This is a genomic window from Thioclava sp. SK-1, assembly GCF_001705665.1.
In the GTDB taxonomy this organism is placed as follows: Bacteria; Pseudomonadota; Alphaproteobacteria; order Rhodobacterales; family Rhodobacteraceae; genus Thioclava.
Genome location: NZ_MDHA01000032.1, coordinates 445,111 through 469,918 on the forward strand (window position 1 = coordinate 445,111; position 24,808 = coordinate 469,918).

The following is a 24,808-nucleotide window of genomic DNA, read 5'->3' on the forward strand; positions in this document are numbered from 1 at the left end:
GGCCAAGCCATTTGGGCCATTCGACAGGAGCGCGCCGCTATGACCGAGAAGAAAAACGGGCTGACCTATGCCGATGCAGGCGTCGATATCGACGCTGGGAACACTTTGGTAGAGCGGATCAAGCCCGCTGCCAAGCGCACAGCGCGGTCGGGCTCGATGTCGGGCTTGGGCGGCTTCGGCGCGTTGTTTGATCTGAAAGCCGCTGGGTTCAATGATCCGATTCTGGTTGGCGCAACCGATGGTGTCGGCACGAAGCTGCGTATTGCGATTGACACGGGGAATGTTGATACGATCGGCATTGACCTTGTCGCGATGTGTGTCAACGACCTGGTCTGTCAAGGCGCCGAGCCGTTGTTCTTCTTGGATTATTTCGCAACTGGCAAATTGGAACTGGATCAGGCTACGCGGATTATCGAAGGCATTGCCGAAGGTTGCGCACAGTCAGGTTGCGCCTTGACCGGTGGTGAAACGGCGGAAATGCCGGGCATGTATCATAAAGGTGATTTCGACCTTGCGGGCTTTGCCGTGGGTGCGATGGAACGTGGCACCGTTTTGCCTGATGGGGTTGAGGCGGGCGATGTGCTGCTGGGCCTTGCTTCAAACGGCGTGCATTCCAACGGCTATAGTTTCGTGCGTAAAGTTGTGGAACTGTCCGGGCTGGGTTGGGATGCTGAGTGCCCATGGGGCGAGGGATCTTTGGGCGAGGCGCTGTTGGCGCCGACTCGCTTATATGTCACCCAGACATTGAAAGCATTCCGTGCAGGTGGCGTGCATGCGCTGGCCCATATCACTGGCGGTGGCCTGACCGAGAACCTGCCGCGGGTGTTGCCCGATGGGCTGGGCGCGACGATTGATTTGGATGCATGGGAATTGCCCGGCGTGTTCCGTTGGTTGGCGCAGACCGCAAATATGCAAGAGGCCGAACTGCTGAAGACATTCAACACTGGTATCGGGATGATTGTCGTGGTGAAGGCCGATCGCGCGGATGCAATTGCGGAGCTGCTGACGCAGGACGGTGAGACCGTGTTCCGTATCGGCACGGTCTGCGAAGGGCAGGGGGTCAGCTACACCGGCGCGCTTCTGTGACCCGTGTTGCGATTCTGATTTCCGGCGGCGGATCGAATATGGTCCGTCTTGTCGAGGCGATGCAGGCGGGTGGCTGGGCGCAGCCTGTTCTGGTGGCGTCAAATGACGCGCAGGCGGGGGGCTTGGTAAAAGCGGCGCAAATGGGCGTTGCCACAGCGGCGATTGATCACCGCCCCTATGGGCGTGATCGCGCGGCCTTTGAGGCCCAGCTGTTGACACCGATTTTGGACGCCAAGCCTGATGTGCTGTGTTTGGCGGGGTTTATGCGTGTGCTGACGCCGGGATTTGTGGAGCAATTTGAAGGGCGAATGCTGAATATTCACCCGTCGCTTTTGCCGAAATACCCCGGCTTGCACACGCATCAGCGCGCGATTGATGCGGGCGATACCGAGGCGGGTTGCACTGTCCATGAAGTGACGCCGATCCTGGATGACGGTCCGATTTTGGGCCAGGCGCGGGTGCCTGTGATTGCCAGCGACACGGCAGCTACGCTGGCGGCGCGGGTTTTGGTGCAAGAGCACCGGCTGTATCCGGCTGTATTGGAGCGGTTCGTGGCCGGGGAGCGCGCGGCGTTGATGCAGTGACACATCTGCACCTTAGGTCGGGCGGTGTGGCCTGCGGCGTGTTCGGATATTTATTGGCAAGATGAAAGCATAGCCTGATTTGCAAGGGGTTTTCGCTGCGCAAGAGCATTGCGCTTTTGTGGATCTGGGCCTAAAGCCTGTGCATGAAAATTTTGTTTCTTGGGGATGTCATGGGGCGTGCGGGGCGCGCCGCCGTGACGGAGCATCTTAAGGCGCTGCGCGAGGCATGGCGGCTGGATTTTGTTGTTGTGAACGGCGAGAATGCCTCCAATGGGATGGGGTTGTCGGCGGAGCATGCCAAGGCGCTGCTTGCGGCAGGTGCGGATGTTGTGACGCTGGGCGACCATGCGTTCGATCAGCGCGATATGCTAAGCTATATCACGACAGAAAAGCGGATCATTCGGCCGTTGAATTTTGCCAAAGAGGCGCCGGGTGCAGGGGCGCGCGTATTCGAAGACCAGCGTGGGCGCAAGATTTTGGTGGCGCAGGTTTTAGGGCAGGTGTTCATGAAACGCGCCTTTGCGGATCCGTTTTCAGCAGTAGAACGTGTATTGAATGCACATCCGTTGGGCGGGCAGGCGCAGGCGATCCTGTTGGATGTGCATTGCGAGGCGACCTCTGAGAAAATGGCCATGGGGCATTTTTGTGACGGGCGCGCCAGCATGGTTGTGGGAACACATACGCATGTGCCCACGGCGGATGCGATGGTTTTGCCCGGTGGCACGGCCTATCTGACGGATGCGGGTATGTGCGGAGATTACCATTCCGTGATTGGAATGGAAAAGGCCGAGCCGATGCGCCGATTTATCACCGGGATGACCAAGGATAGGTTCACGCCGGCCAAGGGCCCCGCGACATTGTCGGGCTTCTATGTGGAAACCGATGATAAAACCGGGCGCGCGAAACGTTGCCAGGCCATCCGTTTTGGCGGGCATCTGCCTGAATCTACGCCGCTTTAACGAAATCTGCGTCAGGAATTCTGGTGTTTTGTCTTGCATTATATGGCTGGTGCAAATGCTCGCTTGTATGCCGCTTGCGGCGCGTTAATATCGGCGCGAAGACCCATGCGCGTTTAGGGACCAAATGATCGACCTGAATCTTTCGCCGACAACCAGTGCCATTGCTGCGCTTTTGATCGTGCTGTGGATGTTTGTGATGTTTTTGCGCGAACGGGTGCCGCCGGAGGTGGTAGCGTTAAGTGGCGCGGCCATCATGTTGATCTTTGGTTTTGTGCCCTATGATGCGGCCAGTGACGCGTTGTCAAACTCGGCCCCGTGGACGATTGCCTTCATGTTTCTGATCATGGGGGCCTTGGTGCGGACCGGGGCTTTGGATGCCATGACGCGCTATGCGGAATCCCACATTGCGACGCGCCCACGCACGACCGTCCTGGCAATGTTTGTCATCACCATGCTGGCGTCGGGTGTGATGAACAACACCCCTGTCGTGGCCGTAATGATCCCGATTTTCATTCAGGTTGCCAAAAAGATGGGGCGTTCACCGTCACGGTTTTTGATGCCGTTGAGCTATTTTACCGTGATGGGTGGGATGTTCACTTTGTTGGGCACATCGACCAATATCTTGGTGGATGGGGTTATCCGGTCCGACGGGTTGGAGCCTTTTGGCATTTTTGAAATCCTGCCTGTCGGTTTGGCGGTGGCGCTGGCAGGGTCAGTGTTCATGTTCTTCTTCGCCAAACATCTGGTGCCCGAGCGGCAGACGATGGCGACGATGCTGAGCGCCCGACCGAAGATGAAATATTTCACCGAGGTGGCGATTCCTGAAGCTTCTGGCTTGATTGGTGAGCCGGTGCTGGATGTTGATGTTTTCAAACGCGAAGGTGTTCGGGTTGTGGACGTGTTACGCGGTGATGCCAGCTTGCGGCGCGATTTGCAGGGCGCGATTTTGCAGGCCGGGGATCGCGTGGTTTTGCGCACAGAAATGGCGGAATTGCTGGGCATGCAGCAAAACCCTGATCTGCGGATGATTGATAAGCTCAGCTCAGTTCAGACCGAAACCGTCGAAGTATTGATTTCGCCGGGGTGCCGGATGATTGGCCGCTCTTTGGGTGAATTGCGACTGCGCCGGCGTTACGGTGTCTACACGCTGGCGGCGCATCGTCGGAACCAGAATATCGGCCGTCAGCTGGATGATCTGGTGGTGGTGGTCGGTGACACATTGTTGCTGGAAGGGGCGCCGCAAGATATTGCGCGCCTGGCCGCAGATATGGACATGGTGGATGTGTCGAAACCCACCGCCCGTGCGTTCCGACGTAGCCATATGCCTATTGCAATTGCCGCGCTGGCCGGGGTTGTGGGTCTGGCCGCGTTGAATGTGGCGCCGATCATGGCGCTGGCATTGGTGGCTGTGGCGATGATCCTTGTCACCCGCTGCGTGGATGCGGATGAGGCGTTCAGCTTTATCGATGGTCGCCTGTTGGCGATGATTTTCGCTATGCTGGTTGTGGGGGAGGGGCTTGATGCCTCCGGTGCGGTGCAGCTGATCGTGGATGCGATTTCGCCGTGGATGAGCACATTACCGCCATTTGCAGCATTGCTTGCGGTATATTTCCTTGGGCTGGTGATGACCGAATTCCTGTCCAATAATGCAGTGGCGGTAATTTTTGCCCCAATTGCGATCAAGCTGGCATTGGCCATGGGATATGATCCGCGCCCCTTTGCGGTGGCGGTGATGTTTGCGGCCTCGGTCGCCTTTGCGACCCCGATTGGATATCAGACCCATATGATGGTCTATGGCCCTGGCGGGTATAAATTCACCGACTTTTTGCGGTTGGGTATTCCGATGGATATCGTGACCGGGATCACGGCATGTTTGATTATTCCCTTGGTTTGGCCGTTATAACAGCCGCTGCGCTGGTTTCGCGCTGGCCCGGGGGCTTGCGGCTGGGGCAGTGACTGCCGTATATCAGCGGCAACGTGATACACTGGACGGAGATTAGGCTCATGGCAGGCCATTCAAAATGGGCGAACATCCAGCACCGTAAGGGGCGTCAGGATGCGATCCGCTCGAAGATGTTCTCGAAGCTTTCAAAAGAGATCACTGTGGCCGCAAAAATGGGCGACCCTGATCCCGAAAAGAATCCGCGTTTGCGGTTGGCTGTGAAGGCTGCGAAATCGCAGTCCATGCCCAAAGATGTGATCGACCGCGCGATCAAGAAATCGCAGATTGGCGACGGTGATGAATATACTGAAATCCGCTATGAGGGCTATGGGCCGGAAGGTATTGCGATCATCGTTGAGGCGTTGACCGATAACCTGAACCGCACCGCGTCGAATGTGCGGTCGACCTTCACCAAATGCGGTGGCAATCTGGGCACGACCGGATCGGTGAGCTTCATGTTCGATCGTTTGGGTGAGATCACCTATGACGCCTCTGTGGGCGATGCCGACACGGTGATGATGGCCGCCATTGAGGCCGGTGCGGATGACGTCGACACGGATGAGGCGGAAGGGCATTGGATTTATTGCCCGATGGAAAACCTGTCCGAGGTTTCTGACGCGCTGGAAGCAGAGCTGGGCGAGGCGAAAGAGGCCAAGCTGGTGTGGAAGCCGCAAAACCGCACCGAAGTCGATCTTGAAACGGCACAGAAGCTGATGCGCCTGATCGAGACGCTGGAAGATGATGATGACGTGCAAAACGTCACTGCGAATTTCGATGTGCCAGAGGACATTGCAGCGCAGCTGTAACACCTGGTCAAACGCCAAATCCATTAAAAAACCGCGGCTTGCATGCTGCGGTTTTTTTAATATTGGCGTAGTCTCTGCATATCATATTCCAATATTGATATTTGTTATTTGCATGCTTAGCTGTGGCACAGGCGCACCGATCATAGGATGCTTGAAATGTATTATACATGGGGAATGGGGCTGCTGGGCGGGGTCATGATTGGCACTGCGGCGGCAGTTATGTTGCTGTTCAACGGGCGCATCATGGGGGCCAGCGGCATCATTGCCGGGCTGTGGCAATCGCATGGTGCGGCACGGTGGGAACAGACGGTCTTTGTTTTGGGACTGCTGGCAGCGCCAGCAATTGCCGTGGCGCTGATGCCGACCACGCCTTTGATCCATGCCGCGCGGGACTGGCCCATTTTAGCCGTGGCTGGCCTATTAGTGGGCATCGGCACACGTCTGGCGAATGGGTGCACCTCGGGTCATGGGGTCTGTGGCATCACGCGCGGATCGATGCGGTCAAGCATTGCGACATTGGCCTATGTCGGGGCGGGGATGGTGACGGTCTTTGTCGTCCGCCATCTCTGGGGGCTGATCTAATGCGGTATATTGTGGCGCTTGCGGCAGGTGCGCTGTTCGGGCTGGGACTTTTGATATCGGGGATGACCGATACGGCCCGGGTTCAGGGGTTTTTGGATGTGGCGGGCGCATGGGATCCCACATTGGTCTTTGTGCTGGTCGGGGCGATGGTCCCGATGGCGCTGGCGTGGCAGATCCGCGCACGCCGCATGCGCCCTGTGATTGGTGCAGCCTTTCCCGCCCCAGCGAACGGGGCGGTGAACAGGCGGCTGATTGGCGGTTCGGTGCTGTTTGGTATCGGCTGGGGATTGGCCGGGTTTTGTCCGGGTCCGGCAATTGCGGCACTTGGCTTTGTGGGATGGCGCGGGGCGGTGTTTGTGGCCACAATGATCATCGGTATGTGGGTGGTGGGCAAGTGGTTCCCACAGCGCGGGTCAGCACCGCTTCCGCGATAAGCATTGCGCCGCGCCCGCCCCCTGAAAAAGCTTGGCACAGCGCAGTGCCGTGCGATCAGGCGCGCTTTTAACATTGCATGAAATTGTAACAAACCCGTCATAACGACAGGCGGCTTTGCGACCATGCGGGGGATTTATGCGCAATTCCTCATCTGCAGCTTTTCTTTCCCGGCACGCTGTCGCCCGATGGGGGGATACCATGCTCAATGCCCGGAGGATCGTCATGGCCGATACATCACGCAGCACGCTGATTTACCAATTAGAGGATCGTCCGCCGCCCGGACCTGCGGCCTTGGCTGCCTTTCAGCATCTTCTGGCGTCAATCGTCGGTATCGTGACACCAACATTGGTGATCGGCGGCGTGCTGGGCTTGGGCGAACATGTGCCTTATCTGATTTCGATGGCGGTTTTTGTCTCTGGGGTTGCGACATTCATTCAATGTCGGCGGATTGGTCCGGTGGGGTCTGGCCTGCTAAGCCTACAGGGCACGTCCTTCGCATTTTTGGGTGCGATCCTTGCTGCAGGTTTTGCGGTAAAGGGACGCGGTGGCACGGCCGAGGATATTCTGGCGATGATTTTCGGCCTGTGTCTGGCCGGGTGCCTTGTTGAAATCGTTTTGTCACAATTCATCACAAAGCTACGGCGGATCGTCAACCCGACCGTCACCGGCGTGGTGATCACCGTTATCGGGTTAAGCCTTGTCAAAGTTGGGTTCACCGACTTTGCCGGCGGCGCCACCGCAGGCGAGGCCCTGGGCGAACCGGTCAATCTGCTGCTGGGCACGGTGGTATTGGTGGTGATCTTGGCCGCCACCTTTATAGGCAAGCCAATGCTGCGGATTTCGGCCATTATGGTCGGGCTGGTGGTGGGCACGATTTTGGCCGCGCTGCTTGGGATGGTCAGCGCCGCACCCCTGTCGAATGCAGCGATCTTTGCGCTTCCTGTGCCGTTGAAATACGGGTTGGATTTTGATCTGGGCCTGTTCATCCCCATTGCGTTTTTATATCTGGTGACTGCGATTGAAACTTCTGGCGATTTGACCGCAAACTCTGTGATATCGGGACAGCCGGTGGAGGGAGATCTGTATCTGCGTCGGATCCGTGGTGGCGTTTTGGGCGATGGGGTGAATTCAGGAATTGCCGCATTATTCAACACATTTCCCAACACGACCTTTAGCCAGAATAACGGTGTGATCCAGATGACCGGCGTGGCAAGCCGTCATGTTGGGCTGTATGTCGCAGGCTTTTTGGTTGTGATGGGCTTTTTTCCGATCATTGGTGCCGTTTTCTTACTGGTGCCCAAACCGGTGCTGGGCGGTGCGACGCTTGTGCTGTTTGGGACGATTGCTGTCGCGGGTATCCGCATCCTGGCCAGTCAGCCGATTGATATGCGCCGTGTCTACATCATGGCGGTCAGCTTTGGGTTGGGCCTGGGCGTTACACTGGTGCCAGACGCCACGCAGCATTTGCCGGTCTTTTTGAAGCAAGTGGTGGCCACGCCCATTACGCTGGCCGGGTTGTCCGCAATTATCCTGTCGTTGGTCATTCCAGAAGAGCACACACCCACAGCCCAGCCTTCGACGGCGCTTAAGGAAGAGGATGCGCCGCGATTGGCGTGATGTGCCCGCCAAATTGCTGGCGTGCCTGCGGTGGCCCACCAAGCCAACGCGCCCAAGGGGATGTAAATTTGAACCGGCCATGCTGAAAATGCGTGGCCGTTTCATTTGGGGTGCGGCAAATCCCTGCGCATGCTATCAGCCGCTTGTGTTCGCACGGATTTTGCCACCGCCGCGCACGGAATTGAACGGAGCTTATATGTTGGATCGGGTATCGCAGTTGAACTGGGTGCAGGCTGTGCCTGCCGCCCTTACTCTTGGTTTACTGGCGATTGCGCTGCAGGTGTTTGATGTGCCGCGCACGATGCAGCTGTCGATGATGGGGGCGGCGCTGTCGACCTCGACCGGGCTTGGCCGTGCCTATCATGGGCATCGCTGGGCGGTTGCTTTGATGGATATATGCGGCAAGACATCGGGCCTGTTGGCGGGGCTGTTGCTGGGCAATGCGGTGGTGTTTGGCGTGGGGCTGGGCATTCCGGGCCTGCTTGTCGGCGCTTTCGCCGTCGGGGCCTATTCGCGCAACAACCAGTCGATGTGGTGGTTGCTGGTGCAAAGCTGGTTGTTCTTTGCCCTTGCGGCGATCTTTTTTGACAAGATCGAAAACCCGTATCGACTGGTCGCGGTTGTTTTGGCAACGCAGATCGGGGTTTTGGCAGTAGAGCATTCCCTGGTCTGGCTGTGGCGCCGTGTGGCGCCCAATGCCAGGCGTATGGATTTTATGCTGGGTGAGGGTGAGGAGCGCGCGCCGATCCTGACGATGGGTTGGCAAGGCGCGCAATGCGCTGCTGCGGTGGGCATGGCCTTCTGGGTGGCTGATACGGTTGGGCTGTCGCGGCCGTATTGGGCGCCGATGACAACGTTGTTTGTGCTGCGCCCTGATCTGTTGGCAACTCGGTCCAGCGTGGCAACCCGGCTGGTGACGACATTGATCGGTGCCGTAATCGCGACGGGTGTCGTGATGGCTTTGCCCGGCCATTGGCTGCTGCCGTATTTGTTTGTGGGCAGCGCCTTCCTAACGTTGCTGATATTACCGGTTGGCTTTCCTGTCTTTGTCGCCTTTTTGACCGCCACGGTGATCTTCATGGTGACACAGGGGAATGCAAGCCCCGTCCTGAATGCCGAAGACAGGGTGCTTGGGGCCCTGATAGGCGGGCTGTCCGCGTTCGTAACCCAATGGGCCGCCCATGCGCTGTGGCGTCGGATCAAAGGCAGCGACCCGTCACGCTGACACGCGCAGCGCAGTGTCAGCACACAAAATCGCCCCGATCAGTGGTGACACGTTCCGCCATCTGGGACATAGCAAACGCCGATACGATATGTGTCGAAAGCGGTTTGTGACGAAGGCTGCCTAACCTCATGTTTGCCCTAAGGGGGCTGTGGGACAGCCCTGGCCGGGCGCTATCAGCAATGTCTTTGCCCGTGACAGGGAGGCCAATCTAGCGACTGCCATGGAAATATAGTGGCAAGTCCAGACGGAGATACTCGCCTACATAAATGGCGTTAATTCACAGGTGTTCGGCACATACCCTATGGATGGAAAAGCCCCGTCCTATCCAAACGGAAGGCCCTGAAGTCAAGCTGCTGGCGCGGCCAGAAAACAGGCCAGATCCCCTTTGTTGCAAAACCGCGATACGGGAGAAGGCTGTCACCGCGCATTGCGGAGCAAAAATGACGCCGCTGTATAAAAAAATTGCGCTTGCCAAGGGAGATCTTAGCAAGCGCAATTTTCTTGTTCCCAAAGCCGGCCCGCATCAGATTGATCGCGGCGGACTTTGTCTGATGCGGGCGCCGCAGTTCTTATGCGTCGTCGGGCAGGATCCGAACGCCGCCCTTTGCCGCAGAGGAGGCCAGCATCGCATAGGCTTTCAATGCGGTGGACACGGCGCGTTTGCGCGGTGCGGCCGGTTTCCATGGTGTTGGCCCCATCTTCTCACGGCGCGCGGCCAATGTGGCATCGTCGACCGCCAGGTGGATGGTGCGGTTGGGGATGTCGATTTCGATCATATCGCCGCTTTCAACCAGACCGATTGTGCCGCCTTCTTCTGCCTCTGGGGAGACATGGCCGATAGATAGGCCCGACGTCCCGCCAGAGAAACGGCCATCGGTCAGCAAGGCACATTTTGCACCCAGACCTTTGGATTTCAGATATGAGGTCGGGTAAAGCATCTCTTGCATACCCGGTCCGCCGCGCGGCCCCTCATAGCGGATTACAACGACTTCGCCCTCTTTGACCTTACCGGTCAAAATGGCCGAAACGGAATCATCTTGGCTTTCAAACACCCTTGCCGGGCCAGAGAATTTCAAGATGTGATCATCCACGCCTGCCGTTTTCACGATACAACCGTCTTGCGCGATATTGCCAAACAGCACGGCCAGACCACCATCTTGCGAGAACGCATGTTCGGCCGATCGGATCACGCCGTTCTGGCGGTCGCGGTCAACTTCTTTGTAGCGGCGGTCCTGGCTGAAAGCCTGTGTCGTGCGGACGCCACCGGGGGCCGCGCGGTAGAATTCATCCACCTTGTCATCATTGGCCGTGACCACGTCCCACTTCGCCAAGGCTTCTGCCATGGATGTGGAATGCACGGTAGGCACCTGATTATGGATCAGCCCTGCACGGTTCATTTCGCCCAGGATGCCCATGATTCCGCCTGCGCGGTGGACATCTTCCATATGCACATCTTGTTTGGCCGGGGCCACTTTGCAGAACACCGGCACTTTGCGCGACAGACGATCAATGTCATCCATCGTGAAGTCGACTTTGCCTTCATGGGCAATCGCCAAAAGGTGCAGCACGGTATTGGTCGACCCGCCCATTGCGATATCCAGCGACATGGCGTTTTCAAACGCCTCGAACGAGGCGATATCGCGCGGCAACATGCCCGGCTTTTCGTCTTCGTAATGCGCCTTGGTGATTTCAACGATTTTGCGACCCGCCTCCAAGAACAGCTCTTTGCGGTCGGCATGGGTTGCCAATACCGAGCCGTTGCCCGGTAGCGCCAGCCCCAACGCTTCGGCAAGGCAGTTCATCGAATTCGCGGTAAACATGCCCGAGCATGAGCCGCAGGTGGGGCAGGCGTTTGCCTCAAATTCCGCAACCTGTTCGTCGGTATATTTATCATCGGCTGCGACGACCATCGCATCCACCAGATCCACTGCGCGTTCCAGGTCGTCAATCGTGACTTTGCCGGCCTCCATCGGGCCGCCAGAGACAAAGATCACCGGAATGTTCAACCGCATGGCGGCCATCATCATACCGGGCGTGATCTTGTCACAGTTGGAAATACACACCATCGCATCGGCGCAATGGGCATTGACCATATATTCTACGCTATCTGCAATAATCTCGCGTGAGGGCAGCGAATATAGCATCCCGTCATGGCCCATTGCGATCCCGTCATCGACCGCAATCGTGTTGAATTCTTTTGCGACACCACCTGCGTTCTCGATCTCACGCGCGACCATTTGGCCCAGGTCCTTCAGGTGGACGTGGCCGGGGACGAATTGCGTGAAAGAGTTGACAACGGCGATGATCGGCTTGCCGAAGTCGCTATCGGTCATGCCGGTGGCACGCCACAGGCCACGGGCACCGGCCATGTTGCGACCATGTGTGGAACGGCGGGAACGGTAATAGGGCATTGGCTTTCCCTTTTCTCGGATGGCTGTGGGTCATGACGACAGGGCATTATGCCCTGATCGGGGCGCAGCTTTAACGCAGGCCTTGGCCGAAGAACAGAGGGGAGGACCACTTGCATACTGAAAATACGCATTTTCCGGGCAATTGTTGAAACAAAATTGCGCGATGAGGGGATAACGGGACATGCGCCGCCCCAAAATCATCTGGGGCGGCGCCGGGCCTCGCGCTGGCAGCTGCCAAGGCCATATATATATGATGGGGCTGTTATCGTCCGGTGGCGCGCATCACCACACCCACTGTCGCCAGCAAGATTTTTAGATCCATCTTGAGGCTGATCGTGCGGGAATATACGTCATCAAACTGCGCACGATCGGCAAAGGCGCTTTGATGACGGTCTGAAATCTGCCAGTTTCCGGTTACGCCCGGGCGCAGACGAAAATAACTTTTGCCGGGATAGAGTGCCTGTTGTTCAACCAACATGGGGCGTGGACCGACGAGTGACATATCCCCTAAGGCCACATTGATCAGCTGTGGCAATTCATCCAGCGACGCACGGCGCAAAATTGCCCCGATCCAGGTAACCCGTGGATCACGTGCGAGCTTTTGATGGCGGTTCCACTCCTGTCGCAGCGTGGCATCGTTTTGTAATACATGGGCCAATGCCTGTTCTGCATCAGGCACCATGGTGCGCAGCTTGAACATGCGGAACCTGTGGCCTTTTTCGCCGATGCGGTCCTGAACAAAAAATGGTGACGACCCATCAAGCGCGATAAGCACAGCCAGCAGCCCCACCAACGGAATCACGATGGGCGCGGCCAGGATCAATAAGGCCAGATCCAACCATCGTTTTCCATAAGACCGATAAATCGAGCGTGGCCCAAGGGAGACAGATGTCAGATCCGGGCGCGTGCTATGCGCAGCATCCGTAGATAGTTCGTTCATCTGACCTGCCTCCCCTTTGCCCAAAACCTTGAGCACTCGTTAACAACGTTTGCTCTTTTGAGCGGCAATCATGTCCGAGATGTGGAAAATTTTAGCTAAACTATGGCTAATTAGGATGACGTTACGTTGCCTTTGTGGTGGTTGCACTGTGGCGGAAGGGGAACGTCACGGGGGTTTGGCGCGTGGAAATACGCTGCTGGCTTGTCGCGCAGCGTAGCGCGAGGCAAATTGTGAAAAAAATTGAATTGAGCACGAGGGGCAGGCTTTTCATGGGCAATCGTATTCAGAAAATGGTTTCAACGCTGGCGGTCATCGCTTTGACATGCCCGGGCGTGGGTTTGGCACAGGATATGGGCGGGGCTGCCATCGGTGCCGATGTGGATAGCCCGCAGGGACGGCATTATTTGGGCTGGACCAGGTTCGTGGCCAATGATGTGTTATTTGATGGCCAAGATCGCTGGCGCACAGGGGCAATCCATGTGTCGGTTTTGCATGGCTATGACTTTGACGGCGATCTGCCGCAGCAGCCCTTTGGTCTGATGGAATACCGTTTTGGCGGTGAAATCATCGCGCCGTCAAATTTGGAAGACCCGGCACCAGATGATCGCCGCTATGTGTCGAAGGTGGATCTTGCGGCGATCAGCCATTTTCAGTGGCAGGGCTTTGCCAGCCAAATCGGTGCTGGGGTGACCGCTATTGGCCCGGATACACCGGCATGGCGTGTGCAAGAACGGATCCATGACTGGTTCAATCAGCCCGAACCGATTGCTGCGCAAACACAGCTGGGCAATCAGCTGTTTCCGACGCTGATCGGTGAAATGCGCCGCGATATTGCGGTGGGGCAGGACATGGTGCTTCAGCCATTTGTATCTGCCCGCGTCGCAGAGGAGGATGTGCTGCGCGCAGGTGTGGATATGCAAATCGGGCAGATGGCACAGGATGTGCTGTGGTTGCGTGATGATGTAACCGGTTTTTTGCATCCGGGATTGGAGGGCGCATCCGTATCGGGTGTTGGCTTTACACTAGGGATGGATATGACCCATGTGTTCGACAGCGATCTGTTTCCCGCGGCCGATGGTCTGCAGTATGAAGACATGCGCTATCGCGCCCGCGCAGGCGTGACCTTACAAGTTGAAGAGGCACGGATTTTTTACGGCGCCAGCTATTTGTCTGAAGAATACAAAGGCCAACCTGAAGGGCAGGTGGTTGGGGCGCTTCAGCTGGATTTGTCTTTCTAACGCCAATTTGGCCGAGAAATTGCGCAAAAAACCCAAGGGGAAAGCATTGCGGATTTGCTCGTGGCGAATCGCCATGCTAATCTTGCTGCATAACAAGGCCATAAGGCCGGTCCCCAGAGGTGGGGGCGAGCAGACAGGACGGACTGGGAATGCAGGCGGGCCCGCAGGGTATTTTCGTCATTTCATGGGCGCAGACCGAGACAGAGGGGCTGGCCGCGGCACCGCTTTGTGATGTGGAGCCGGGTGTTTTGTGGCGCTGGTATGGTGACGCGTTGCGAATTGATGGCCCGCAAGATGTTCTGGTTCTGGAGGGTGCGCAAGAGGACCGCGCCCGCCGGGCGGGGGCCGCGAGAATGGTTGGCCGCTTGCTAGGCCGGGCGGTGGCGCCGCAGCTCAATCCAGGCGATAGCGGCACGATCTTGCCCGATCAAAGTTTTACGATCACGGATGGTCTGTCCGCCCATGTGGTGACCATTGTTGAGATGCCCGAGGCGCAGGCGTGGCTGGTGATGTTTGACGGTAAGATGCCTGAGCCGGGCCGGGACTATTGGGTGGTGGATTGCGCATTGGATTTGCGCCCTGAGGGCGCGCGGCGCGCGGCGCCGGGGGTGATCTGTTTTACGCCGGGCACGCGGATTGAAACCCCACAAGGGCCACGTTTGGTGGAACATTTGCGCGTTGGAGATATGGTGTCGACCCGCGATGATGGGGCGCAGCCGCTACAATGGATTGGATCGCGTCGGATCAGCGGAGCACGTTTGTTCGCGATGCCTGAGTTGCGTCCGGTGCGGATTGAGGCGGGCTGGTTAGCGCAGGGCCAGCCAGATGGTGACTTGCTGGTGTCTCCGCAGCATCGGGTCCTGATCAGAGGGCATGCGGCGCAGGCGCTGTTCAATACGCCCGAAATTTTGGTGCGGGCATGTGATTTGGTTGGATGCAGGGCACGAGTTGGACAAGCGGCCGTGCGTCGGGTGAGCGGGTTGCGATCGCTAAGCTATGTGCATCTGATGTTAGAGCGCCATCAAGTATTGGTGGCCAATGGGATTGAGAGCGAAAGTTTTCATCCTGCCTCGACTGCGCTGGAATGCGTAGAGCGTGATGACCGCGCGCGGTTGTTGAATATTCGGCCGGAACTGGCAGGCGATCTGCGGGCGTATGGGCCCTATGCGCGGCGCGCGCTGACGCCTGCGCAGGCCGCGATTTTGCGCCATGATCTGGCAGCCTAGGCACATTGGTATTTTGACGTCAGCGTATGTGTCTTTGGTTTTAAGGCTGTGACAGGGGCGCTGCCCCTCTTGGGCCTTTGGGCCCAATTCACCCCGGGATATTTAAGGGCAAGATGAAAGGGCTTGTAGGTTTTTGTGGGTTGTGTATAAGCGCGGCGTTCCCGGTGGCTGAGGCTGCCGGGTTTTCATTGGTGTTGGTGGACCTTGTGAGAGGAAACCTGTCGCCGGAGCGGGCAGAGCCCGTCACCGGAGGAGGACAACGCCCTTCGCAATGTTAAGAAGGAGAACAGCCGTGACCAAACGCACGTCTGCCAAGTATAAAATTGACCGCCGTATGGGCGAAAACATCTGGGGACGCGCAAAATCCCCGGTGAACCGTCGTGAATATGGCCCAGGTCAGCACGGTCAGCGCCGCAAAGGCAAATTGTCGGACTTTGGTCTTCAGCTGCGTGCCAAGCAGAAGCTTAAAGGCCATTATGGCGACCTGACCGAGAAACAATTCCGTCGCATCTACGCCGAAGCAGAGCGTGTAAAAGGTGACACGGGTGAAAACCTGATCGGTCTGTTGGAATCGCGTCTGGACGCGGTTGTATACCGTGCGAAACTGGTCCCGACCGTGTTTGCAGCGCGTCAGTTCGTCAATCATGGCCATGTGACCGTGAATGGCAAGCGCGTTAACATCCCTTCATACCGTGTTCGCGAAGGCGATGTGGTTGAGGTGCGCCAGAAGTCCAAGCAATTGGCATTGGTGATGGAAGCACAGCAATCGGCTGAGCGCGACATCCCTGACTATTTGGACGTTGACGGTTCGAAACTGACCGTAACCTTCGTTCGCGCCCCGGCATTGGGCGATGTTCCTTATGCTGTGCAGATGGAACCGAATCTGGTTGTCGAATTCTACGCGAAAAACTGATCTTACAGTTTTTCGACCGTGGCAAGATTTACGAAAAGCCGCCCTGTTGGGGCGGCTTTTTTGCTGTGGCTGTGACATGATCTTGTTGGGGCGACAGCATATATAAAAACGCGCGCCGGGTGACGGCGCGCGGTGAAAGATTGGGTTAGCGGGTCAGGAAAGACCATTGCGGCCAGCTTATGCCGACATCGTCATCATCTTTTTGAAAAACCTCGCGATAGGCGCCGGTTTCAAGATTTTCAAAATAATCCCGGATTGCAGTATCGCCGCGCAGCTTGGGCTTAATATGCAGGTTTGAGCGCAGCTTGACCTCTTCTACGCCACGCAGCAATGCGCGTTTTGTTCCGCTGCTCCAACGACCGTTGGATACACCGGTGAATAAATCCATATAGAGCAATTCTTTTTGCACAGCGACGCGGCGACTTTCTGGCAATGAGCGGAAGGCGGCCTCTAGCGGGTCGCCGGCTGCGGCTGGCTGTGCCGCGATCATAGTGCCTACCATTAGACCGCCCATCAACAGAGCCGCGCGTAGGTGGTGCAGGGTGTGGGTCCCAATCGTCAAGTTTACAATATACATAAAATTTTCCTCACTTCAGCCCGTAGTTATAATATCAAATCTAAATGAGGCATGAATCTGGCGGGGTCTGAGGCCGGACCGCGTCGAAATGTTCAAGTTTTACTTAATTTTGATTAACGGGATTGATGCGCTTTGGCGCTGTGTAACTTGGCGCGTGTCGCCAAATGTCGGTGGGTAGAAGGGCTATGTGTAATTTGGTTTTGCCCGCTCAGCGATATGGAGCAAATAAGCTTAATGAGTTCTGGAAATGGTCCCGCGCTACGGGTAAAGAGGCGGGATAAGCCAAGGGACCAGACAATGACCGATCAGATCCGTCCGCAGCCGGGCATCATGGATATTGCGCTTTATCAAGGCGGTGCGTCGCGGGTTGCAGGGCGCAGCGATGCCATTAAGCTTAGCTCCAACGAGAACCCTTTCGGGCCGTCGGACAAGGCGAAAGAGGCATTTGTAAAATGCGCGCATTCAATGCATCGCTACCCGTCCACAGATCATTTGGCCCTGCGCGAAGCGATTGCGGATGTGCATAAGCTGGATGTTTCACGCACGATTATTGGCGTTGGATCGGATGAAATCTTGCACTTTTTATGCCAGGCCTATGTCGGGCAGGGCGATGAGGTGGTGTTCACCGAACATGGGTTCTTGATGTATCGCGTGTCCACGCTGGCCGCAGGTGGGACGCCCATCTCTGTTCCAGAGCGTGAGCGGACCACGGATGTTGACGCCATTTTGGCAGCTTGCACGGAACAGACGAAATTGGTGTTTATCGCCAATCCGAACAATCCGACCGGAACGATGATCCCCCTTGCCGAATTGGAGCGGTTGGCCGTCGGTTTGCCACCCCAAGCAATCTTGGTGATCGATTCTGCCTATGCGGAATATGTCGAAGGCTATGACGGCGGGGCCGAGTTGGCTGGACGTTTGCCTAATGTCTTTATGACCCGGACCTTTTCCAAGATTTATGGGCTGGGCGGATTGCGCGTTGGCTGGGGCTATGGCCCGCAAGACATTATTGACGTGCTCAATCGTATTCGTGGGCCGTTCAATATGTCGACGACGCAGCTTGAAACGGCCGAGGCCGCTGTGCGCGATCAAGATTGGATTGACCGTTGCCGCAATGACAATACGCGTCTGCGCGGCTGGCTGGCCGAGGCTTTGGCGGAAAAAGGTGTGCCCTCGGATACATCGACAGCGAATTTCATTCTGGCGCGCTTTACCAGCCCGCAAGAGGCAGAAGCCTGCGATGCTTATCTGAAAACTGAAGGTGTGATCGTGCGCCTTGTCACCAGCTATAACCTGCCCAATTGCCTGCGGATCACGGTGGGGGATGAACCATCATGCCGCCGGGTGGCCCATTTGATCGGCCTGTTCAAAGTGCAATTCATGGCTGGCAACGCATGAGCCGGTATAACAAGGTTGCGCTGATCGGTTTGGGCCTCATTGCCTCATCTATGGCGCGGGCGATGCGCGAGCATGATCTGGCGGGCGCTATTTCTGGTCATGCGCGCTCTGCCCAGACACGGCAGACGGCGCTGGATATCGGCCTGGTCGATACGGTCCATGAAACCGCAGCGCAGGCTGTGCAGGGCGCCGATCTGGTGGTTCTATGTGTTCCGGTGGGCGCGATGGGCGCAATTGCTGCAGAGATCGCGCCGCATCTTGCACCCGATGCGACAGTCACGGATGTTGGCTCGGTGAAGCAGGCGGTTATTGATGCGGTGCAGCCACATCTGCCTGACAACGTGCATTTTGTGCCCGGCCACCCCCTTGCCGGGACGGAGCAATCCGGACCGCGCTCAGGCTTTGCCACCCTGTTCGTGAACCGCTGGTGGTTGCTGACGCCGCAAGAGGGGGCGGATGCAAAGGCCGTGGCACGCTTGCGCGGCTTCTTAGAGGGAATGGGCGCCAACCTGGATGAGATGGACGCCCATCACCATGATCTGGTCTTGGCTGTGACCTCGCATTGTCCGCATTTGATCGCCTATACGATGGTGGGTGTGGCCGATCACATGCGCCGCGTCAGCCATTCGGAAATTATTAAATATTCGGCCTCGGGGTTTCGGGACTTTACCCGGATCGCGGCCTCTGACCCGACGATGTGGCGTGATGTGTTCTTGACCAATAAAGACGCCACACTGGATATCCTTGGGCGGTTCACCGAAGAATTGTTCATGCTGCAACGGGCGATTCGTATGGAAGATGGCGATCTGTTGCACAGCTATTTTACCCGCACGCGTGGGATCCGTCGCTCGATCATTGAAGCGGGGCAGGACACGGATGCGCCAGATTTTGGACGGGCTGCTAAGCCCGACACTTCGGTATGAGCCGCGCCGTTCTGGGCGTCGCGCTGCTTGCGGTGACCACGCTGCTGAATTGTGGCGGGCGGCAGGCGGATTATGTCTCGACCGGGTCGTTATGCGGCGTGCGCGGCCTTGCCGGAGAGCCTATTCCAGATGTGGCTGGCCCGGGGGCCTGTGGTATCGACAATGCGGTGATGGTGCGTGCGGTGTCCGGTATTCGGCTGACCAGCCCGGCACAGGTTAATTGCACCACAGCGCGGGCGTTGAAATCCTGGGTTGATAACGGGATTAAACCGGCAGTGGGGCGCAAGGGCGGTGGCATTGAGGCGCTGCAGGTCGCTGCAAGCTATGCTTGCCGTGGCCGTAATCGTCAGGTTGGCGCGAAACTGTCAGAACATGGCAAGGGCAATGCCGTTGATATTTCTGCGATCTTGTTGCGCGATGGATCGAAATTGACGGTGCAAGACGATTGGCGACGTGAACGCAAGATCATGTCACGTATTCATCAATCGGCCTGTGGGACATTTGGAACCGTGCTGGGTCCAAATTCCGACAGCTTCCATCAGGATCATTTCCATGTGGATACGGCCAGCCATCGCGGCGGGCCGTATTGCCGGTAATTTTAGAACCTTACGGCCAATTCTTAACGTAACACCGGAGCCGGTCCAACGGGTAGGCCGGCAATACGCATTTGGCCATCTTTAAATACGACTTTCAGTTCCAGCGCCTGATCTGGCGTTTTCGCCGCCATTTGTCCGGCCAACATGGTGATCATCGGTTTTTGTTTTTGGGGCAGCAGCCCTGCCTCTACCAACAGGTCCAGCCATGCCTTCCAATCCACCGAGCGTAAGGTCAACGTGCCAGAGGGACGCCCGTCAGCCGCAATCGCAATCGCACCTTCCGCAGACAACGCCTTACCGCCCCAGGACATGGTCAGGTCGCGAACTTGCAACGTGTCCAGCACCGGGGGAACCAAGGTTGCCGCCTTATCCAGCGGGGCTGACAGCCCGGCAATGGCGTCCAGATGCAGCCGCTCTATCGTCAGTGGCAGACCTTTTGGCAAATAATGTGCCATGGCCTGCGGGGCGACCAGATCGGTCAGCTCTGTCCCGATGCGATAGGCCGCCGCGGGGGCTGCGGCAACGCCGCCCGTCGCCTGTGCCGACAAAAGGGCCGTATCGGGCGATTGCGCGGCGACGGCCAAACGCAGCTGATCGGCACGGATCGCCTGTTTTGGTTGTCCCTCTGGCGTCAGCACCGGGGATTTGATCACGGCCACGGCCTCTTGCAACGGCAAACTGGTCGAAAACCCGGTTTCGATTGATGCGCGCGTGTCTTTGCTTGACAGGGTAAAGGTTTGGTCGCCCATTCGCAGCGCTTGTTCATCGGGCAAGAAGATGATCGCTTGGTTGGGTTGATAGCTCAGCGCGAAGACCTGCGCGCGTGGGGTTGTCCAGCTTAGAAACCCATCTGCGCTGTCCAATTGCGGTTGCGAAAAGGTCAGATCAAACCGGGATGGGAACCCGCGTAGCGTGACATCTTCAGCATCACCCCAACCGGCATTGCGTGCAATAGTGATCAGATCGCGCGCGCCATTCAGCGCGGTGCGTGACCCCACAACCCAATAGGCGGCGTAAAGCGCGGCCAATACCGCGGCCAAGCCAATCAGCTTTTTCATATCCACTGTCCCCTTCATCGCAGCCTTGTTTTCATTTATGTCGAGATGAAAGGGAGAACCAGTAAAATGACCGAAACGTTATGGATCTTTGGCTATGGATCGCTGATCTGGCGGCCGGGTTTCACCCCTGCCGAGCGGATTTTGGCCCGCGCTGAGGGTTGGACACGGTCGTTTTGCATGACCTCAATCCATTATCGCGGAACCACCGCGCAGCCCGGATTGGTGCTGGCGTTGGACCATGCGCCAGGCAGCGTGTGTTCGGGGCTGGCGCTGTCGGTGCCTGCCGGAGAGGAGGAAGAGGTTCTGGCCTATTTGCGCGCGCGTGAGCTGGTGTCGGATGCCTATGAAGAGCGCCGCATTCCACTGTTGCTTGCCGATGGCCGCAAAGTGGAGGCCGTGACCTATGTCATTCGTCATGATTGCGGGCAATTCGTGCAATATGACCTTGAAACGCAGGCGAAAATCATTGCGCAAGCCTGTGGTGAGGTTGGCCCCAATTGTGATTACCTGTGGAACACGGCGCAGCATTTGTCTGATCTGGGCGTGGCAGATCCCGATCTGGACTGGTTGGCAGTGCGGGTGCGGGTGCTACGCCAAGACATAGACGTGTAGACAATCTGCGCAATGGCCCTTGGCGAATGCCTGCACCCCGGCTAGGGTTTTGGAAACATGCGAAAAGAGCAGGGGCCGCATATGTCCGACCAGAAGATCCGATTGGATCCGCAATTCTCCCAACCGGTGCGACAAGTTCTGATGATGCTTGTGGTGCTGGGGCTTGTGGGCGTGGGCGGTTGGTTCGCATATGCCCGGATTTTCCCGATCTTTTTGGCCAATCCGTGGCTGAATGGGGTGATTGCAACCGTCTTTGTTGCCGGCGTTTTGGCCTGCTTTTGGCAGGTTGTGCAGTTGGTCAAGGCGGTGGTCTGGATCGAAAGCTTTGCCGCCGACCGCCCCGGCCGCCCCAATGTCAACGCGCCATCAATGCTGGCACCGCTGGCGTCGCTATTGGGCGCGCGCGGACGCGGTCAGATCGCCACTTCGGCCACGCGCTCTATTTTGGAATCGGTGGGCACCCGGATTGACGAAGCCCGCGATATCACCCGCTATGTCACGGGTTTACTGATCTTTCTGGGTCTGTTGGGAACGTTCTACGGTCTGGCTACGACGGTTCCGGCGGTGGTGGAAACCATCCGCGCATTGGCCCCACAAGAGGGCGAATCTAGTATCGCGGTTTTTGATAAGTTGATGACCGGGCTTGAGGCGCAGCTGGGCGGTATGGGCACGGCGTTTTCGTCCTCTCTGCTGGGGTTGGCGGGCTCTCTTGTTGTTGGGTTGCTTGAATTATTTGTCACCCATGGCCAAAACCGGTTCTACCGAGAGCTGGAAGAATGGCTGTCGTCGATCACCCGGCTTAGCTTTGCTGCAATAGATGGGGATAATGGCGAAGGCTCTATCGTCGCTGAAATTCTGGATCATATGTCGGAACAGATGGAAGGCCTTCAGCGCATGTTTTCGGACGCGGATGCGTCGCGCGCGCAGGTCGACGCGCGGTTGGGGCAGATGTCTTATGTGATGGAATCCCTTGCCGAACGTTTGGGCCATGAGGTCGACGCGCGTGCCGCCCAAGCGCAGGCGTTGGAACATATGGCGCATGGGCAAGATCGCCTGATCGCTGCCTTGGAGGGGCTGGCCGCGCGCCACGACGCCGATCAAAGCGCAGAGACCGATGCAGAGATGCGTATGCGGATGCGTTCGATTGACGGACAAATGGCACGGATGTTGGAAGAGCTTTCGGCCGGGCGGCAAGAAAGCATGGCGGAGCTGCGCAATGATTTTGCCGCGCTGACCCGCGCATTGTTGTCACGCAACCGGGAGTCCTAAGATGGGCTTGCAACGGCGTGGCGCCAACCGTTTTTCGGCAAATATTTGGCCGGGTTTCGTGGACGCGATGACGGCGCTTTTGCTGGTGCTGATGTTCGTTTTGACGATCTTTATGGTGGTGCAATCTGTTTTGCGCGAAACGATCACAACAAAAGAGACCGAGCTGTCTGTTCTGGCGCAGCAGGTCGCTGGACTGGCCGATGCGCTGTCCCTAAGTGAAATTCAAGTCAGCGATTTGCAAGGTGCGCTGGATGTGGCCCAAGGTCAGGTGAGCGAACAAAACGCGATGATCTCTGCGTTGAATGCCCAATTAGACGCGAATACATCGCAGCTTATGCAGGCCGAACAGCAAATTACCGCATTTGAATCGCAGGTTGCGGCGCTATTGGCGGCGTCGTCGCGCGATCAATCGCGCATTGCATCATTGGAGGCGTCGCGCGATGCGGCGCGCGCGGATGCGGATAGCCGGGCAGAGCAGCTGCGACTGGACCGCGCCACGATGGAAGCGCTGCGTGAAAAGCTTCAGGCCTCGGGTGATGAATTGGCGGCGATGACGCTGGCCTTGGAACAGGCGCGCGCAGACGCGGAAGATACGCTGACCCTTTTGGCGGCGGCGGAAGCGGCCCGCGATCGTTTGCAAGGCGAATTGACCCGCAGTGTGACGGAAGCGGAGCGTAAGGAGGTCTTGGCGCAGCTTGCGCAGAAGACACTGGCGCAGCAAGAAGCGACAGGCGCGGACGCGGCCCGCAAGCTGGCGCTGTTGAACCAACAAATCGCCAGCCTGCGTGGGCAATTGGGGCAGCTGCAAGGGTTATTGGACGATTCTGCGCAGCGCGACACCGATTCCAAGGTGCAAGTAGAGGCCTTGGGAAGTCAGCTGAACCAGGCCTTAGCGCAGCTGGCCGCAGAGCAAAAACGCCGCGCAGCATTGGAAGAGCAAGCGCGTTTGGCCGCAGAGGCCGAGGCGCGCGATTTGACGCGCTATCGTTCTGAATTCTTTGGCCGTTTGTCACAAATCCTCGAAGGACGCGAGGGTGTTAAGGTTGTAGGCGACCGGTTTGTATTTTCATCTGAGGTGCTGTTTGCGCCCGGTTCTGCGACACTGTCGGCGGCAGGTCAGGCACAGATCGCGCAGGTCACGCAATTGCTGGAAGAGTTGGCGGCGCAGATCCCACCTGAATTGGATTGGATCATCCGTGTAGATGGTCATACTGATAATGTGCCGTTGTCCGGGCAAGGGCAATTCCGCGATAACTGGGAGCTGTCACAGGCCCGCGCACTGTCCGTTGTGCGCTATATGACTGATGCTTTGGGCTTTGCGCCCGAGCGGCTGGCAGCGACGGGTTTTGCAGAGTTTCGCCCGGTGGCGGAAGGCAATTCAGAGGCTGCGCGGGCACAGAACCGACGGATTGAGCTGAAACTGACTGAGCGTTAGGGTGCAATCGTTAGATTAACGGTAGTGCTGTCGATGATTTCGTCAGTGCGTCGCACTGTAATCTGCGCCTGATACGCGCCGGCAGGTGCGCCATTCGGCAGACGCTTTCCGGCATATCGCGAAAATAGGGCCTGATTCTTCGTCGCGGTGCTGATGTGGTCAAACTGAAACCCATTCGGCCCGGTCGCGGTCAGTTGGATCTGATCTTGGTCGCGAAGGCCAAACCCATAGGTCCAAATGATCAGAGCGGGGGCATTTTTATCCGGATTTTCCGGCCATATTCCCGCCTTCAGGTCAGTGTAGTCTGGAGCCGCGGCACTGAAACCTGCGCTTAGAATGCCGCCCGCCTGATAAGGTGGCTCATCTTGCCACAGCGTCGTCTGATCGGTCATCTTACCGCAGGTGTCGTTGACACGGCCAGCGGTGAACGGGTCTACGGACGTGCCATCATGACGAATTTCAAAATGTAGATGCGGAAACGCCGCTTTGCCCGATTGACCGATCTGGCCAAGCACGCTGCCGGTGTCGACACGCATACCGCTGGTGACCGCGACGCTGCCTTGTAGCATATGGCAATATTGCGTTTGCCAGCCGCCGGGATGGTTGATCACCACACCATTTCCACATTCTACCCCGGTGACCGCGCCACCATTGGCGAAAACACCATCTGCTTCGCCATCACGGCGGCCTTGAACGATTCCGGGGGCCGCGGCGTGGATGGTCACGCCCGCTTGCATATTTGCTTGGGTGGCAAGGGCAATATCGGTTCCGTCATGGCCATCATAGGTTAGATTTTCACATGTGAAATCAATGGCGTTTTGGCTCGGATCATGATCGACATAGTTTTGAATATAACAGGTTTCGCCCAGCTTGCATTCGACAGGAAAGGCAAAACCCGTCTGAGCACCAAACACGGGTGCACTTATGCTTTCGGCCCCGCAGGGCAGGGCCGAAAAACATATCACTATGGCACAGG

The 24,808-nt window shown here is 57.4% G+C and carries 23 protein-coding genes; 18 read left to right on the forward strand and 5 right to left on the reverse strand.

The window, feature by feature from the left end:
* Positions 1-39: 39 nt before the first annotated feature.
* From purM to BFP70_RS08305, 9 genes are all read left to right on the forward strand, one after another.
* The gene (gene purM, locus BFP70_RS08265) at positions 40-1,086 is read left to right on the forward strand and encodes a phosphoribosylformylglycinamidine cyclo-ligase (protein ID WP_066010966.1); all 1,047 of its coding nucleotides are present in this window, start codon (positions 40-42) and stop codon (positions 1,084-1,086) included.
* On the forward strand, positions 1,083-1,670 hold the full coding sequence (gene purN, locus BFP70_RS08270) for a phosphoribosylglycinamide formyltransferase (protein ID WP_066010868.1): 588 nt from the start codon (positions 1,083-1,085) through the stop codon (positions 1,668-1,670). Before purM ends, purN begins: the two co-directional genes overlap by 4 nt.
* Before the next feature lie 143 nt (positions 1,671-1,813).
* The gene (locus tag BFP70_RS08275; RefSeq protein ID WP_066010869.1) at positions 1,814-2,629 is read left to right on the forward strand and encodes a TIGR00282 family metallophosphoesterase; all 816 of its coding nucleotides are present in this window, start codon (positions 1,814-1,816) and stop codon (positions 2,627-2,629) included.
* Positions 2,630-2,753: 124 nt separating this feature from the next.
* On the forward strand, positions 2,754-4,532 hold the full coding sequence (locus BFP70_RS08280) for an SLC13 family permease (RefSeq protein ID WP_066010870.1): 1,779 nt from the start codon (positions 2,754-2,756) through the stop codon (positions 4,530-4,532).
* 101 nt (positions 4,533-4,633) lie between these two features.
* Positions 4,634-5,377, forward strand: a complete 744-nt coding sequence (locus tag BFP70_RS08285) for a YebC/PmpR family DNA-binding transcriptional regulator (RefSeq protein ID WP_066010871.1) — start codon at positions 4,634-4,636, stop codon at positions 5,375-5,377.
* A 156-nt stretch (positions 5,378-5,533) separates the two neighbouring features.
* Positions 5,534-5,959, forward strand: a complete 426-nt coding sequence (locus BFP70_RS08290) for a YeeE/YedE family protein (protein WP_066010872.1) — start codon at positions 5,534-5,536, stop codon at positions 5,957-5,959.
* Positions 5,959-6,393 carry a DUF6691 family protein gene (locus tag BFP70_RS08295; RefSeq protein ID WP_066010873.1) on the forward strand — a complete coding sequence of 145 codons (435 nt, stop codon included), beginning with the start codon at positions 5,959-5,961 and terminating at the stop codon, positions 6,391-6,393. Before BFP70_RS08290 ends, BFP70_RS08295 begins: the two co-directional genes overlap by 1 nt.
* A 223-nt stretch (positions 6,394-6,616) precedes the next feature.
* Positions 6,617-8,011 carry a uracil-xanthine permease family protein gene (locus tag BFP70_RS08300; RefSeq protein WP_066010874.1) on the forward strand — a complete coding sequence of 465 codons (1,395 nt, stop codon included), beginning with the start codon at positions 6,617-6,619 and terminating at the stop codon, positions 8,009-8,011.
* A 79-nt stretch (positions 8,012-8,090) separates the two neighbouring features.
* The gene (locus BFP70_RS08305; RefSeq protein WP_176715517.1) at positions 8,091-9,236 is read left to right on the forward strand and encodes an FUSC family protein; all 1,146 of its coding nucleotides are present in this window, start codon (positions 8,091-8,093) and stop codon (positions 9,234-9,236) included.
* A gap of 569 nt (positions 9,237-9,805) precedes the next feature.
* On the opposite strand, the gene ilvD is transcribed toward BFP70_RS08305, so the two are convergent.
* Together ilvD and BFP70_RS08315 are read right to left on the reverse strand one after the other, a co-directional pair.
* The gene (ilvD, locus tag BFP70_RS08310; protein WP_066010876.1) at positions 9,806-11,647 is read right to left on the reverse strand and encodes a dihydroxy-acid dehydratase; all 1,842 of its coding nucleotides are present in this window, start codon (positions 11,645-11,647) and stop codon (positions 9,806-9,808) included.
* A 262-nt stretch (positions 11,648-11,909) separates the two neighbouring features.
* Positions 11,910-12,587 (reverse strand): sugar transferase, encoded by a 678-nt coding sequence (locus BFP70_RS08315; protein WP_066010877.1) that lies wholly within the window; start codon positions 12,585-12,587, stop codon positions 11,910-11,912.
* A gap of 269 nt (positions 12,588-12,856) precedes the next feature.
* Here BFP70_RS08315 and BFP70_RS08320 point away from each other — a divergent pair, with 269 nt between their 5' ends.
* From BFP70_RS08320 to rpsD, 3 genes are all read left to right on the forward strand, one after another.
* On the forward strand, positions 12,857-13,825 hold the full coding sequence (locus BFP70_RS08320; RefSeq protein WP_066010878.1) for a lipid A-modifier LpxR family protein: 969 nt from the start codon (positions 12,857-12,859) through the stop codon (positions 13,823-13,825).
* A 149-nt stretch (positions 13,826-13,974) separates the two neighbouring features.
* Entirely contained in the window at positions 13,975-15,051 is a 1,077-nt protein-coding gene (locus BFP70_RS08325) for a Hint domain-containing protein (protein ID WP_066010879.1), read from the forward strand.
* 292 nt (positions 15,052-15,343) lie between these two features.
* Positions 15,344-15,964 carry a 30S ribosomal protein S4 gene (gene rpsD, locus BFP70_RS08330; RefSeq protein ID WP_066010880.1) on the forward strand — a complete coding sequence of 207 codons (621 nt, stop codon included), beginning with the start codon at positions 15,344-15,346 and terminating at the stop codon, positions 15,962-15,964.
* 145 nt (positions 15,965-16,109) lie between these two features.
* Here the strand turns inward: rpsD and BFP70_RS08335 are convergent, their stop codons facing one another.
* Positions 16,110-16,541, reverse strand: coding sequence for a hypothetical protein (locus BFP70_RS08335; RefSeq protein WP_066010881.1), 432 nt, complete (start codon positions 16,539-16,541; stop codon positions 16,110-16,112).
* 297 nt (positions 16,542-16,838) lie between these two features.
* Between BFP70_RS08335 and hisC the strand changes: the two genes are divergently transcribed.
* The 3 genes from hisC to BFP70_RS08350 are packed head-to-tail and all read left to right on the forward strand — an operon-like array spanning position 16,839 to position 19,458.
* Positions 16,839-17,939 (forward strand): histidinol-phosphate transaminase, encoded by a 1,101-nt coding sequence (gene hisC / locus BFP70_RS08340; RefSeq protein ID WP_066010882.1) that lies wholly within the window; start codon positions 16,839-16,841, stop codon positions 17,937-17,939.
* Entirely contained in the window at positions 17,936-18,862 is a 927-nt protein-coding gene (locus BFP70_RS08345; protein ID WP_066010883.1) for a prephenate/arogenate dehydrogenase family protein, read from the forward strand. Before hisC ends, BFP70_RS08345 begins: the two co-directional genes overlap by 4 nt.
* Entirely contained in the window at positions 18,859-19,458 is a 600-nt protein-coding gene (locus BFP70_RS08350) for an extensin family protein (RefSeq protein WP_066010884.1), read from the forward strand. The genes BFP70_RS08345 and BFP70_RS08350 overlap by 4 nt, the downstream gene beginning before the upstream one ends.
* Positions 19,459-19,481: 23 nt before the next feature.
* Here BFP70_RS08350 and BFP70_RS08355 read toward each other — a convergent pair whose 3' ends face one another.
* On the reverse strand, positions 19,482-20,534 hold the full coding sequence (locus BFP70_RS08355) for a DUF2125 domain-containing protein (RefSeq protein WP_083217401.1): 1,053 nt from the start codon (positions 20,532-20,534) through the stop codon (positions 19,482-19,484).
* A 48-nt stretch (positions 20,535-20,582) separates the two neighbouring features.
* Here BFP70_RS08355 and BFP70_RS08360 point away from each other — a divergent pair, with 48 nt between their 5' ends.
* The 3 genes from BFP70_RS08360 to BFP70_RS08370 all read left to right on the forward strand — a co-directional run bounded on the left by BFP70_RS08360 (position 20,583) and on the right by BFP70_RS08370 (position 23,832).
* Positions 20,583-21,128, forward strand: a complete 546-nt coding sequence (locus tag BFP70_RS08360; RefSeq protein WP_066010886.1) for a gamma-glutamylcyclotransferase — start codon at positions 20,583-20,585, stop codon at positions 21,126-21,128.
* A gap of 81 nt (positions 21,129-21,209) precedes the next feature.
* On the forward strand, positions 21,210-22,397 hold the full coding sequence (locus BFP70_RS08365; RefSeq protein WP_066010887.1) for a biopolymer transporter ExbB: 1,188 nt from the start codon (positions 21,210-21,212) through the stop codon (positions 22,395-22,397).
* 1 nt (position 22,398) lies between these two features.
* Positions 22,399-23,832, forward strand: a complete 1,434-nt coding sequence (locus BFP70_RS08370; RefSeq protein ID WP_066010888.1) for a peptidoglycan -binding protein — start codon at positions 22,399-22,401, stop codon at positions 23,830-23,832.
* Here the strand turns inward: BFP70_RS08370 and BFP70_RS08375 are convergent.
* Positions 23,829-24,746: a M23 family metallopeptidase gene (locus BFP70_RS08375; protein ID WP_083217402.1), complete on the reverse strand. Its 918-nt coding sequence runs from the start codon at positions 24,744-24,746 to the stop codon at positions 23,829-23,831. The two genes, BFP70_RS08370 and BFP70_RS08375, sit on opposite strands and share 4 nt — an antisense overlap.
* Between the last annotated feature and the right edge of the window lie 62 nt (positions 24,747-24,808).